Raw genomic sequence first — 14,196 nt, forward strand, 5'->3', positions numbered from 1 at the left:
TTCTTCCCCAGTCCCCAGTTCCCATCATGCATTTTCCTGTGTTGATGATTCTGGTTGATTAATCAACAACGCTACAGGGAATTTTTGTAAAATTTCCCGCACCCACAGGGTGTCTTCACCTTGCACTTGTTGCCCAGTAATTGCGTCATGCCAAATACCAGAGGAACCAGCAGGTGGAACAATGCGGGTTTCTTGCCACACCTGTTCGCCTAGGGGGTACTCGCCTTCTTTAACTAAAGAGGTGAGGAAACGAGGAGCGATCGCAACTATTTTCTTTTCTCCTAATTCCCTGGCAAATGCAACAATGTGGCTTTTTAAGCTACCTGCGAATGTTAATTTTACGTAAGCTCCCCGCTGGAATACATCCAAATTTTGCCGCCGTGCTTGCAGAAGTTGATAAGTCAAGAACAGCTTAATTCGTCCATCTTCTGGACTTTTCAACAGTTCGGCAATCAAATCTGATATATTTTCTGCCGCTTTTGCTTTAATGTCTTGCAGATATTCTTGCCGTATTTCAAAGTCTACCGGACGGCGGTTATCCGGATCTACCATACTCAGATCCCAAAGTTCTGTTCCTTGATAAATGTCTGGTAAACCTGGTGCAGTAACTTTCAGCAATGTCTGCGAAAGAGAATTTAAAATGCCATAGTATTGAATTTTGCGCTGGAAGGGACGGAAAGCTTGGATAAATGGGTTATTTTCAGGATCTTTCAGTACGCGATCGGCAAAATTCGTGAAAGCACTTTCATAGGCTGTATCCGGTTTTATCCATGCGGTGTGAACTTTTGCTTCACGAATTGCTTTGATAATATATTGTTGAATCCGCTCTACAAAGCCCGGATAATCTTCATCTTTAAAAGGAAAAGCTCCAATCAGCGATTGATAAAAAAAGTACTCATCGTTAGGAGTTGGCATATCCCGTCCGCCCAGAGTTTCCTTATGCGGAGCATTGATTTCCCGCCACTGTTTGAGATTATTCTCCCACTCTTGCGGTATTTCTGATAGGACGTTAATGCGAGCGCGCATATCTTCACCACGTTTGGTGTCGTGGGTAGAAGTAGCATTCATGGCATGGGGCCACTGAGAAAAACGCTGATGATTAAAGCTGTGGAAATCATCCAATGAAATACCAAAATGTGTAGGATGAGAACCCACTTCATTGAGTGAGATCAGCCGGTTATAGACATACAAAACAGTATCTTCCACACCCTTCGCCATTAGTGGCCCGGTAAACTGCTGCAACCGCATCAGGAAACGCAACCATTGCTCCTGATCTTCCTGACTTAGATGCTCGTCAATGTCGAGAATGAGGAATTTTTCAATAAAGCTCAACTCGTTGAGGAAGTTGGGAATATTCTGTTTGGCTTGAGTCATTACCTGCTGTATATATTCCCGATCTGCTTTGCTAGCTCCAGCGCTACTAATGTAGGTGCGATAAACAGGGAACAGTGCCAGAATTTCTACCAAGGCAGCTTTTAAGCCGTACATTGTAAAGTCGCTAGCATAACGATAGCGACCAGAAATTTTTTTGAGCTGATGGGCTAAATTATCAATATCTCCTGCTAAATGTTTGCTAATAATTAATCTTTTATTTTGGTCAATTAATTCTTCACAGGAAACTTTTCTACTCAAAAAACCATGATAAATAGCATCAAATTCTTGTACTGTTGATTGTTGGCAGAAAATACCATTTACTTGGTTCAGAAAATCATAACCTGTTGTACCTTGAATCGGCCAATTAATTGGCAATTCTTCTTGAGGTTCGAGAATTTTTTCTACAACTAGGTAAGCTTCCGGAGCCTGTTCTCGAAGTCTATTGAGATATTGAGCTGGATCGTAAAGACCGTCGATATGGTCAATTCTTAACCCACTCACTATTTCCTCTTGAACCAATTTCAAGATACAGGCATGAGTGGTATCAAACACTTGTTCGTCTTCTACCTTGAGGGAAATCAGGTCATTAACGGTAAAGAAGCGTCTGTAGTTTAGTTCTTCATTGCCGACTTTCCAGTAGGCGAGACGGAAAAATTGTTCAGCAAGTAAATTTTCTAAGTGGTTAAAACTCTCAGGGTTTCCTAGTTCTCCATTGAAGATACGGATATTTTCTTCAATAAATTCTCTGACATCAGAACTCTCATTCCAGAGTTCCCATAACATGCGTTTAATAATGATAATTTGGTCATAGCGTTCTCTTCCCTCCTCCCCAGATGGGATGTATTTCAACATATAGAGAACACTAAGAAGTTTCATGAAATGGGGATGGTCTCTACCCAATTTATCTCGCAAACGTCCCAGGTCATAGATGAAAACTTGGGAGTAAGATTCAATGCGGATAGGAAATTTCAGCGAGTAGTAATTAATTGTTAAACCGTTTTCCTCATACTGGAGTTGCAGTTCACCGCTTTCTAAACAATCGCCGCAAAATTTGCCTAAAAAAGGTGCTAATACTTTGCCTTGATTTTCTGCATAGTGATGATACCAATCAATATCAAAGTAGTCTCGATACTGGGAGTCAAAACCATTTTCGAGAACATCTACAAGCATGTGGTTTTGACTGTCAAAAGCCATATGATTAGGTACAATATCTTGCACCCAGCCGATATTGAGTTGCTTGAGTTCCTCGATTAATTCTAAAAATTTTTCTTTCCCACCCAATTCTGGATTAATTTCGTTCGGGTTGACAGTATCGTAGCCGTGAGTGCTACCTTTTCTGGGGGTCAAAATTGGCGAGGCGTATAAATTAGAAATTCCTAGTTCTGCTAAATAGGGAGCGATCGCACAGGCTTGTGCAAAACCAAAACTAGGAGTGAACTGTATCCGGTATGTGGCTATGGGTATTTGCATGATTGGTCATTGGTCATTGGTTATTGGTCATTGGTCATGGGTTAGTTGTTGGTTGATTGTTGGTTGTTGCTTGTTAAGACACCAAACAACAAACACCAAACAACAAACAACAATGCTATTGACTATAAATAACAACACTTTCAGCATTCAGTATAAGTGTTGGCTGTGATTGCGTGCTAAGTGTCTCCGGTAACTGAGAACCTGCACCACCCCAGGTGGAATCGGCGGAATCGAGTAGTTTTTTCCAGTTTCCAGTCGGTATATTTGCTTTCATTTCCACAACTTCTTGACTAAAGTTGAGCCAGCACAATACTTGGCTATTTTCACACCACCGTTGCAGCTGTAAAACTTTCTCTGGTTCTACTACCGACGCTTCTAGGTTGTTACGATCCAAATTAGCTAGCGCGGGAATTTCCCTTCGCAGTTGCAGTAATTTTTGGTAAAACAACCACAGCAGTCGGTTTTTGCCCTCATGACGCTTTTCCCAATTCAGGCGCGATCGCTCCATAGTTTCTACTGCTTGCGGATCTGGTGCTTCTTGACCATAAATCTCAAAAAACGCTGCAAATTCCGCTTTTCTGCCTTCCCGTACCCCCTTAATTAGGTCAGGGTCGCTATGGCTGACAAAGTAGAGAAAAGGAGCAGTCTCGCCGTACTCCTCACCCATGAACAATAAGGGAACATAAGGGGACAACAGAACAGCTGCCGCAGTTAATTTTAACCCGTCAAAGGAAATTAGGGAGCTAAGGCGATCGCCCAGCATTCGATTACCTACCTGGTCGTGATTTTGAGAACACACGACAAATTGACTTGAAAGACAGTCACTTGCATCGCTACCGTGATAGCGGCGGCGATGGGGGGAATAGTCCCAAGCGTAGACAAAGCTGTGGCGATAAGCTTTTGCGAGTTGTTCTAGTGTGCCAAAATCTTTGTAGTATCCCTGTTGTTCTCCAGTCAGTACGGTATGCAAGGCATGGTGAAAATCATCACTCCATTGAGCGTCAATTCCATAACCTCCCACCTGCGGAGAACGGATAATCCGGGGGTCATTCAGATCGCTTTCAGCAATGAGGTAGCGCTTGTGTCCTTGTTGTTGCGAAAGTTGGGCGACTGCTTCAGCAATTTCTGCCAAAATATGCTTAGCGCCAAAATCATAAATAGCGTGAACGGCATCCAAACGCAAACCGTCGATGTGGAAAGTTTCTAGCCAATAGAGGGCATTCTGGACAAAGTAATTCCGCACCCCATCACTGTAAGGGCCGTCAAAATTAACTGCACTACCCCAAAGGGTTTTATAATGGTCGGTGAAATAAGTACCAAACCCCCACAGATAATTTCCTTCTGGGCCGAGATGGTTGTAAACAACATCCAATATTACTGCCATACCTTGCTGGTGACAGGCGTTGACTAATTGCTTCAAACCATTGACGCCACCATAGGAATTTTGCACCGCGTAGGGAAAAGTGCCGTCGTAACCCCAGTTGCGTTCTCCAGGAAACTGGGCAACGGGCATAATTTCAATCGCATTGACGCCTAACTCACGCAGTTCGGGCAACCGAGAAATTACCGCCTCAAATGTGCCTTCTGTAGTAAATGTCCCTACGTGTAACTCGTAGACAGCCATTTGTGCTAAGGGAATTCCCCGCCACTGGCGCTCGCTCCAGCTAAAGCTGCTGTGGTCAATTACTTGAGAAGGGCCGTGAACTCCTTTGGGCTGAGAGTGCGAGGCGGGATCGGCTCGGTCAGTTTGACCCTCAAGCTGGTAAAAATAGAGAGTGCCTGGGTCAATGTTGCTAACGCTACCGTGCCAATAACCCCTGTCATCCTTCTGGAGAGGGATAATTTTTTCTTCGGGAGCAACTAGTTTAACAGTAACCTCTCCAACTAAAGGTGCCCAGAGAGTAAATTTGCAAGTGCGATCGCCTGAATATTGAGAACCGATATTCATACAAATTGTTGGTAGTTGGTGGTTGGTAGTTAGTAGTTAGTAGTTGGTGGTTGGTGGTTAGTAGTTAGTAGTTGGTGGTTGGTAGTTGGTCGTTCCATAGACGCGCTTTACTCGGCTTCCCGCAGGGTACAACAAACAACAACCAACAACCAACAAACAACAAACAACAAAAAACTAACTAATCATCATCGTCATGAGAAACTCTGCCTATACGTTGCAGGACAACAAGCGATCGCGCTTCTACTTGTACGGGTTTGTCATTGATGTAGCGTTTGCCGCGTTGGACAAAGCGGGGTTTGGTAGTATCAATAATGGTGAGCCATTCCCAGTCCTGTAGCCTTTCGGGGATATGGAATTCCAGCATTTCGTAATGAGCGTTGAACAATAACAAGAAGCTTTCATCGATAATGCGCTCACCTCGGGGCCCCGGTGAAGCTATTTCCTCACCATTCAGGAAAATGGCGATCGCTTTGGTAAAGCCAACGTTCCACTGTTCTTCTGTCATTTCGCCGCCGTCGGGGTTAAACCAAAGGATGTCATGTACGCCGGAACCGTGGATGGCTCGACCTTGGAACCATTTGCGTCTGCGGAATACCGGATGTCTGCGGCGCAAATCAATTAATTGGCGGGTAAAGTCCAAAAGCGCTTCATTTTCTTCTTGTAAGTCCCAGTCGAGCCAAGAAACTTCGTTATCTTGACAGTAAGGGTTGTTGTTTCCGCGTTGCGATCGCCCCATTTCGTCTCCCATCACCAGCATGGGAACTCCTTGAGACAACATCAGTGTTGTCATAAAGTTCCGCAGTTGCTGTCTACGCAGACGCAGCACTTTCGGGTCATCGGTGTCGCCTTCTACACCACAATTCCAAGAACGGTTGTGGCTTTCCCCGTCTCGGTTGTCTTCGCCATTAGCTTCGTTATGCTTTTCGTTGTAGCTGACTAGATCGTAGAGAGTGAAACCATCGTGGGCAGTAATAAAGTTGATGCTGGCACTAGGATTGCGTCCGTTAAACTGATACAAATCAGAACTACCTGTAAATCGATAGGCAAAGTCTGCTAAACGACTATCTTCTCCGCGCCAGAAATCTCGAACCGTATCCCGATACTTACCATTCCACTCCGACCACAACAGGGGAAATTCACCCACTTGGTAGCCCCCTTCACCTACATCCCAGGGTTCCGCTATTAATTTCACATCTGCTAGAACTGGATCTTGGTGAATAATATCAAAAAATGCTGCCAGGCGGTCAACTGCGTATAGTTCCCGTGCCAATGCCGACGCCAAGTCAAAACGGAAACCGTCAACGTGACATTCCAACACCCAATAGCGCAAACTATCCATAATTAATTTCAGCACTTGGGGATTCCGCATATTCAGGGAATTACCGCAGCCTGTAAAGTCCATGTAATAACGACAATTTCCATCTACGAGGCGGTAGTAAGAAGCATTGTCAATCCCTCGCAGTGATAAGGTCGGCCCCATGTGATTGCCTTCACCCGTGTGGTTGTAGACCACATCCAGGATCACCTCAATTCCAGCTTGGTGCAGCGACTTCACCATTTGCTTAAATTCTCTCACTTGCTGCCCTTGGGAACCGCTAGCACTGTAGCCGGAGTAAGGAGCGAAGTAATTAATGGAGTCATAGCCCCAGTAATTTTTTAAACCCTTGTCTACTAAATGTCCTGGATATGCCAGATAATGATGGATTGGCATCAGTTCTACCGCCGTCACACCTAAAGCTTGGAGGTGGGAAATAGCTGCTGGGTGAGCGAGTCCGGCGTAGGTTCCCCGTAGCTTTGGGGGAATCTCTGAGTGTAACCTAGTAAAGCCCTTCACATGGGTTTCATAAATGACCGTTTCATGCCAAGGAATTTGCAGTAGTTCGTCTCCTTCCCAGTCAAAAGTCTGATCTACAACGACTGCTTTTGCTACTAAGTAGGCGTCATCTAATTCAGAAAATCCCAAATCTTCATTCGGATCGCCCCAACGATAACCGAATATTTCTTCACCAAAGCGAACATCACCATCAATTGCTTTAGCATAAGGGTCAATCAGCAATTTGTTGGGGTTGAAGCGATGTCCTTCTTGGGGAGCAAAAAGACCGTGTACCCTAAATCCGTAACGCTGACCGGGTCCGATCGCCGGGACATAACCATGCCAAGTGAAGTTAGTTACTTCTTTGAGTTCCAGTCGGGTTTCTCGCCCTTTTTGGTCGAACAAGCACAACTCAACTTTCGTAGCATGTTCTGAGAACAGAGCGAAGTTAGTACCCTTGCCATCCCAGTTTGCTCCTAAAGGATATGGTCTACCAGGCCAGAGTGAGAGGTACATACAATCAAGCTCCTGTTACAGGTTTTTAAGGCAGGATCGTTATGCCAATATGCATTGAATTTGCAGACTTTCTCGTCGAGGCAATCCTCGCATCTAAGTGAGGATTGCAGCTATTGACTATTGACTGAAGAAAATATTACCAACCACAACACGTATTAGCTTCTCGCGGTATTTCAAATCCTATGCTAAAGGCTAAGTTTTGTAACTCAACCAGTAGAAGGAATTTTTACCTATTCGTTTTATTTTATATTATGGCGAACTCTACCATTTGGGTAAGTTTGTCAATTGGCGATCGCATAAGTAATACTAATTCGCTTTAACTCGTCTACAAATGATGACGCAAAGACATTATTTAAAGAGGCAGTCAAAACGATGCACAATAATCAGCAACAACAGCAGCATTTGGGTATTGTAGACAGTCTTCTGATGCAAATGTTTGGACGACCCAAGGGCATACTGGGTCGATTAGGAGGTTTCATTTTAGCCCGCACAAAACGTGATTTTACTCAATGGGTGATTCATCTCCTCGAAGTTCAGCCGGATGACAAAGTGATAGAAGTTGGATTTGGGCCCGGAGTGGCCATTCAGATTCTGGCAGATGCAGTGTCAACCGGGTATGTGGCAGGTGTTGACTATTCAGAGGAAATGGTTGAACAAGCCAGAGTGCGGAATGCGAAAGCGATCGAGACAGGCTTAGTCCAACTTCAGTATGGCTCGGTGGAAGCACTGCCATTTGCAGATGACACCTTCGATAAAGCCTTGGCGATCAACTCCATGCAAGTTTGGTCAGATGCGATCGCTGGACTGCGAGAAATGCGGCGAGTGATGAAGGTTGGCGGCAAGATTGCGCTTGGGTTTACTCCTTATTCCGGGCAACCGAGTACTGGATTGACCGAAATGCTTACGGCTGCTGGCTTTACTGAGGCACGCTTGGTAGAGACAGATCGGGGTTTCTGCGTACTAGCGATCAAATGATCGGCTGATATGCGATCGCCACCCCTAAATCACTCCAAATCGTTACAAACATTCCTTTACTTAACTGGGTTGATTTCCTCTTCTGACAACCCTAACGCGAGCATATCCTCAGCTCTAAAAGCTACATCGTTTTTCAAAAAGAACTCATCAAGCTGCGGCGGTTCACACTTAGTACCCGAAAGCATAGCATGTACCTGACCGCGATGATGAATCTGATGCACAAACAAATGTGTCAACACGCGACCAACTTGATCAACTTGACGCACGCCACCACCGCGATCCAACACAACCTCATTTGTGAGATAGGTATCGCTGAGGGCGTCGCAATAATTAATTAACCGCGTATCGGCTGCTTTTTGCGCGCTTTTTAACTCAGCAATAGTTACACAAGGAATTTGATTTTCAAACACAGATGGCCCGCGTCCTCCTGCTTCCAAGGCATCCAGATAATACCAATCAACAACGAGGATATGATTAAGCGTGAGTTGAATCGAGGGGAAAAAACTTGTGCGTTCGGCTTCAAATTCTTGTTGGGTGAGTCCTGCACATGCATTCAACAAACGATAATTTGACCAAGTGTTGTTCCGTGCCATGCAACAGAAGAAAGTTGTCAGGGAAGGCATTAGTATCTTGTCACAGCTTTGAGCGATCGCAATATTATCTTCCGAGTCTGTGTCTATATTCCTCTTTGTGTCTTAGTGTCTTGGTGGTTCAAAAATATTTTTTTCACCACTAAGGCACTAAGACACCAAGTAGAATCGTGTGTTTTGACTTAGACCGACCTAGTTATTTAGAGTTTTGCAACAGTTCTAAAATCCGTTGCAGGGGAACTTCTACCCAAGTCGGACGGTTTCTGAGTTCGTAGTCCAACTCCAGAATTACTTTCTCTAACAAAAAGGCATCGACAAGTACTCGTAACTCTGAAGGATGCTTGGGTACAAAGGCTGCATGGTCAGATGTTGCCAAGTAGGATTTCAAAAAGGCAACACTAGACCAACAGAAGAAAAACTGTTGCCAATGCTCTACCAACGGTAAATCATCTGGGCGGAGTATACCGCTTTCTTTTTCGTTACGCAAGGCAACGCGGCTGGCATAGTACAATGATTCCAGCATTGAGGCAACATCGCGTAGGGGCGATCGCTTCATGCGGCGTTCGCTCAAGGGGCGATCTGAGTTACCTTCAAAGTCAATGATGATGAAATCTTTACCCGTGTACAACACTTCATCTAGGGAATACTTGCCATGACAGCGAGTCCGCATGGCGGTGATTTTGTGATTCAAAATCTCCTGAAAGCGCCCCAAGATCCACTCTCGCTGGTTGAGTACCATTTTTGCTAAGGGCTGTACATCAGTGGGCAGTTGCACCAAGAGTTTGTTCAAAAGTATCAATGTCTGCCCCGCTTGGTTCCGCATATTTTGGTAGATTGAGCGCTGGTAGAAGGAAGAAAACGGTTCGGGTGCAAAATCCACATCTTCGATGTCAGATGCCAGCGCTATATGCAATTCGGCAGTACGTAGCCCCAACAATTCAGCAGAACGGAGATAATTTCCCATGAATTCTTGGGCCATTTCGGGAATGGGAACTTCTAGTGCTGCTTGCAACAAGGAAGGGGGTAGTTCAATATCAGTGATATCTACGTATTTGGGCAGTACTAGTTCAAAGAAGTCGCGCAAGCTGTCGAGGGTATAAGACCAAGCATCGCGAATGTCAGGTATGTATTTTCGCAAGATTCCCAGTGTCATCGGTTCAGCCCCTTTGCGATGATACTCCAGCGCACCTGCGACGGGGGCCAGATGTTCTGGGTGGGGTATGCCTTTGGTAGCTGAAATCTTGGTGAGAAAACGACCAATTTCTAAATCGGGGTTGATGCCTGTCTCGACTTTGCGGAAGATTTTGCAGAACAGGCGATCGCCATAAATTATGCCTGTATTAGTATGTTCTCCCTTGAGTAGATGTGGCTCTAGGAAAACACTAGTAATACTCTCACTAATATTACTTAGTGTTTCTGGGTAATCTTCTGTGGTTGTCGCTACCAGTTTGCCCAGCATACCCTCGTAGCATTGATGATGGGTGATTGCATGCAAAGGGATACTGAGAAAGTCTTTGTGTCCGAAAGCATCAAATAGCACACCTACTTCTTTCTTACCCTGCACGTAAATCTGAGCTACTACCTGTTCGATATTAGTGCTGAAGCGATCGCTACCAACACCATCAGCTTCGTAAGCAAGTGTGAGAACGTAGGTTTGCGGATCGCCTTCTGTATAGTCCACCTGCACTAGAACAATATATGCCTCGACGTCTTTGTAGCAGAGGGGAATTGCCTCGATAATATGGGTAGATTGAATTATCCGTAATTTACCGTCAAACCAAGTACAACTACACAAAAAGTTTGGCAGCATCGCTTCCAGTGTTCTCTTGGCCTCGCCTTTGGCAAATATATTCTGCCACTTGTCACCCACGACCAGCTTGGGTATCTGGTTGGGATTGCGAATCGGGCAGGTAAAGCTGGGTTGCATTTGCAGGGTAAACCAGTAAAATGCATGTGGCCCAAGACTGAGGAAGTAAGGAGACTCGCCAATGGCAGGGAAGGCGCTGCGACCAAAAATTTCTACGGGAACCATGCCATTGAATGCAGACAGATCCAGTTCCACTGTCTGTACAAACCGCGACAGATTCGCCACAATCAAAATGTGTTCATCGTTGTAGTTGCGGGTGAAGGCAAGGACTTTGCGGTTTTCTGGATACAGAAACTCAAACGTACCGCGACCAAAAGCTTGATAACGTCCTCTGGTGGCAATTAGACGTTTTGTCCACCACCACAGAGAATTCGAGTTTGCCCGCTGTGCTTCGACGTTGATTGCTTCGTAGTGGTATTCTGGGTCTACAATCAAGGGAGCATAAAGCCTTTGGGGATTGGCACTGCTGAAACCTCCGTTTCTGTCAGGACTCCACTGCATCGGCGTGCGTACACCATTGCGATCGCCCAAATAGATATTGTCTCCCATGCCAATTTCATCACCGTAATACAATACGGGTGTTCCTGGCAGAGACATCAGCAAAGCATTCATCAACTCGATCCGCCGGCGGTTATTTCCCATCAAGGGTGCGAGACGGCGACGGATACCCAAGTTGATCCTTGCTTGCGGGTCTTGGGCGTAGACTTTGTACATATAATCTCGGTCTTCGTCGCTGACCATTTCCAAGGTCAGTTCATCATGGTTTCGCAAAAATAACGCCCACTGGCAATTATCGGGAATATGTGGTGTCTGTTGTAAAATATCAATGATTGGGAAGCTATCCTCCATATGCAGCGCCATATACAAACGCGGCATCAAGGGAAAGTGAAAATCCATGTGGCACTCATCCCCTTCCCCGTAATACTGCACCGCATCTTCAGGCCACTGGTTGGCTTCTGCTAGTAACATCCGGTTGGGAAACTTGTCATCGATGTGCAGGCGCAATTTCTTTAAAAACGCGTGGGTTTGGGGCAGGTTCTCACAATTAGTTCCCTCGCGTTCATAAAGATAAGGCACTGCATCCAAGCGTAGCCCATCCACACCCATTTCCAACCAGAAATCAACCACGTCAAATAACGCCTGCTGTACTACTGGGTTCTCGAAGTTCAAATCGGGTTGGTGAGAATAAAAGCGATGCCAATAGTATGCCTTGGCTACAGGGTCCCATGCCCAGTTGGAAGTTTCAAAATCCTTGAAGATGATCCGCGCTTCCTGATATTTCTCAGGAGTGTCACTCCAAACGTAAAAATCTCTCTCAGGACTTCCCGCTGGCGATCGCCGCGCCCGCTGAAACCAGGGGTGCTGGTCAGAGGTATGATTGACAATCAATTCAATGATGACGCGAATACCCCGTTGATGGGCGGCTGTTAAAAAAGCCTTAAAGTCCTCCAGATTACCGTAGATTGGGTTGACACTGGTGTAGTCGGCAATGTCATAGCCGTCATCGCGTAATGGTGAAGGGAAAAAGGGCAGTACCCAAACTGCCGTGACTCCCAAATCTTGGAGATAATCTAACTTCTGTGTTAGCCCGCAAAAATCGCCAATGCCATCGCTATCGCTGTCGGCAAAGGCTCTTACAGGCACTTCATAAATTACAGCATCTTTGAACCAAAGCGGATCGTCCTTCAATGTCGGATTTTGCATGTTTTATACAACCTACTGGCATAAGTTATTGTACTAAGGGGGCTCGCTGCCGTGTTTGAATTTTTTGACCTTTTCGTATTCCCTGATACCGATTTTCTTAGGATATTGTGATGAGTTTTCAAAGAGCAAGCGGAATTTTGTTACACCCTACTTGTCTACCCAGTCGATTTGGCATCGGTGATTTAGGTCAGTCGGCTTACGAGTTTGTGGATTTCTTGCAGAGAAGTGGTCAAAGATTGTGGCAAATTTTGCCATTGGGACCCACTGGCTATGAGCACTCGCCCTATACCATGAATTTTAGTGCTTTTGCTGGAAATCCACTGCTGATCAGTCTAGAGCAGTTGGTACAACAGGGTTTACTATCTCAAGAGGAATTGACGCCCCTACCCGAGAGTGCACAAGATCACCCCAACCGAGTTAACTTTGACGCAGTAATTCCTCACAAGACAAAATTCCTCCGTCTTGCTTACGAACGTTTCCAGCAATCTTTAAACGAAAAACCGAACCCTGTGTTTGAGCAATTTTGTCAGACACAGTCAGCTTGGCTTGACGATTACGTGCTGTTCATGGCACTACTGGAAGCGAACGATGGCAAAGCGTGGAGTCAATGGGAAAGTGCGATCGCCCGCCGTGAATCCAGTGCTTTGATGGCTGCTGCTGAGAATTTAAAGGAAGCTATATCCTACCACAAGTTTTTGCAATTTATAGTGTTCCAGCAGTGGTCTCAACTGCGTGCCTATGCCAACGGCAAAAATATCCAAATTGTTGGAGATATTTCGATTTATGTCTGTCACAACAGCGCTGATGTGTGGGCAAACCCGGATATCTTTCAACTCGATCCGCAAACACTAGAACCAGCCTACATTGCGGGAGTGCCACCAGATTACTTCTCTGCTACCGGGCAACTGTGGGGAAATCCAGTTTACGATTGGGATAAGTTGCTGCAAACCAACTTTGCTTGGTGGATCGAACGCTTTCGGGCGACATTACAGTATGTAGACATTGTCAGAATTGACCACTTCCGGGGTTTTGAAGCTTACTGGCGCGTACCTGCTGGGGAAGAAACAGCCATCAATGGCGAGTGGGTGAAAGCACCTGGGGTCGAATTTTTTGAAACTTTGGGAGATACCTTGGGCAGTTTGCCTGTGATGGCAGAGGATTTAGGTATTATTACACCAGAAGTAGAAGACTTGCGCGATCGCTTTGATTTCCCCGGCATGCGGATCTTGCAATTTGCCTTCGGTGGTGGTTCTGACAATGCTTACCTGCCCCATCATTATGTTAGGAATTGCGTCGTTTATCCAGGCACCCACGATAACGAAACTACACTAGGCTGGTGGCAGGGGGGAGCTAAACCTGAAGAAAAGCAAATGGTTGCCAAATACCTGGGTTATGATTCACCGGAAGAAATTCTGGAAATCAATTGGGAATTCATTCGCACGGCTTTGGCTTCAGTCGGCGATTTAGCGATTATTCCACTCCAGGATATTTTGGGTTTAGATAATAGCGGCAGAATGAACGATCCGAGTGTGAATGCAGGTAACTGGCGTTGGCGTTATACCAGTTCTGATTTACTTACCTCAGAGTTAAGTCAAAGATTGTTGGAAATGACACAACTTTACAGTCGGTAAATACGAGACGGGCTTTTGCCCGTCTTTTTTGTCAGTAGTGATTATGAACTACACACTTAACAGTGTAGGTAAAAACACTATTACTAAATTTTTTACTATTATATACCGCAAAATTACTATAGTCGCTTCCTTCAGCAATAACTATAACTATATTTAGCAACTACATATTTAAACTATGTAAATTAATTAACTAACTAAAATATATGATAGAAGAAAAAATACTGAGGTAATAATTGCTACGACTTTGCAAAAGTATAATTAGTTATGATGGCATAACAGAATGTGGTGAGACACAACCTGATGCACGG

At 45.2% G+C, this 14,196-nt stretch carries 7 protein-coding genes; 2 read left to right on the top strand and 5 right to left on the bottom strand.

Annotated elements, in window-relative coordinates; translation table 11 throughout:
- Positions 1-24: 24 nt before the first annotated feature.
- The 3 genes from treY to glgX form a co-directional block, all read right to left on the bottom strand.
- Positions 25-2,844 carry a malto-oligosyltrehalose synthase gene (gene treY, locus FIS9605_RS0121875; RefSeq protein WP_026734499.1) on the bottom strand — a complete coding sequence of 940 codons (2,820 nt, stop codon included), beginning with the start codon at positions 2,842-2,844 and terminating at the stop codon, positions 25-27.
- 115 nt (positions 2,845-2,959) lie between these two features.
- Positions 2,960-4,792: a malto-oligosyltrehalose trehalohydrolase gene (treZ, locus tag FIS9605_RS0121880; protein WP_026734500.1), complete on the bottom strand. Its 1,833-nt coding sequence runs from the start codon at positions 4,790-4,792 to the stop codon at positions 2,960-2,962.
- A 178-nt stretch (positions 4,793-4,970) separates the two neighbouring features.
- Positions 4,971-7,121 (bottom strand): glycogen debranching protein GlgX, encoded by a 2,151-nt coding sequence (glgX, locus tag FIS9605_RS0121885; RefSeq protein WP_026734501.1) that lies wholly within the window; start codon positions 7,119-7,121, stop codon positions 4,971-4,973.
- A 372-nt stretch (positions 7,122-7,493) separates the two neighbouring features.
- Between glgX and FIS9605_RS0121890 the strand changes: the two genes are divergently transcribed.
- Entirely contained in the window at positions 7,494-8,096 is a 603-nt protein-coding gene (locus tag FIS9605_RS0121890; protein WP_082209814.1) for a class I SAM-dependent methyltransferase, read from the top strand.
- Positions 8,097-8,152: 56 nt separating this feature from the next.
- On the opposite strand, the gene FIS9605_RS0121895 is transcribed toward FIS9605_RS0121890, so the two are convergent.
- Positions 8,153-8,719 (bottom strand): DinB family protein, encoded by a 567-nt coding sequence (locus FIS9605_RS0121895; RefSeq protein ID WP_026734503.1) that lies wholly within the window; start codon positions 8,717-8,719, stop codon positions 8,153-8,155.
- A 163-nt stretch (positions 8,720-8,882) separates the two neighbouring features.
- Entirely contained in the window at positions 8,883-12,257 is a 3,375-nt protein-coding gene (gene treS / locus FIS9605_RS0121900) for a maltose alpha-D-glucosyltransferase (RefSeq protein ID WP_026734504.1), read from the bottom strand.
- 110 nt (positions 12,258-12,367) lie between these two features.
- On the opposite strand from treS, the gene malQ reads away from it, so the two are divergent.
- Positions 12,368-13,888 carry a 4-alpha-glucanotransferase gene (malQ, locus tag FIS9605_RS0121905; RefSeq protein ID WP_026734505.1) on the top strand — a complete coding sequence of 507 codons (1,521 nt, stop codon included), beginning with the start codon at positions 12,368-12,370 and terminating at the stop codon, positions 13,886-13,888.
- Positions 13,889-14,196: the final 308 nt, after the last annotated feature.

This window comes from Fischerella sp. PCC 9605 (genome assembly GCF_000517105.1).
GTDB lineage: Bacteria > Cyanobacteriota > Cyanobacteriia > Cyanobacteriales > Nostocaceae > PCC9605.

Coding starts and splice junctions, on each gene's coding strand:
- treY (WP_026734499.1), bottom strand. CDS start 2,844: ATGCAAATACCCATAGCCACATACCGGATACAGTTCACTCCTAGTTTT.
- treZ (WP_026734500.1), bottom strand. CDS start 4,792: ATGAATATCGGTTCTCAATATTCAGGCGATCGCACTTGCAAATTTACT.
- treS (WP_026734504.1), bottom strand. CDS start 12,257: ATGCAAAATCCGACATTGAAGGACGATCCGCTTTGGTTCAAAGATGCT.
- FIS9605_RS0121890 (WP_082209814.1), top strand. CDS start 7,494: ATGCACAATAATCAGCAACAACAGCAGCATTTGGGTATTGTAGACAGT.
- FIS9605_RS0121895 (WP_026734503.1), bottom strand. CDS start 8,719: ATGCCTTCCCTGACAACTTTCTTCTGTTGCATGGCACGGAACAACACT.
- malQ (WP_026734505.1), top strand. CDS start 12,368: ATGAGTTTTCAAAGAGCAAGCGGAATTTTGTTACACCCTACTTGTCTA.
- glgX (WP_026734501.1), bottom strand. CDS start 7,121: ATGTACCTCTCACTCTGGCCTGGTAGACCATATCCTTTAGGAGCAAAC.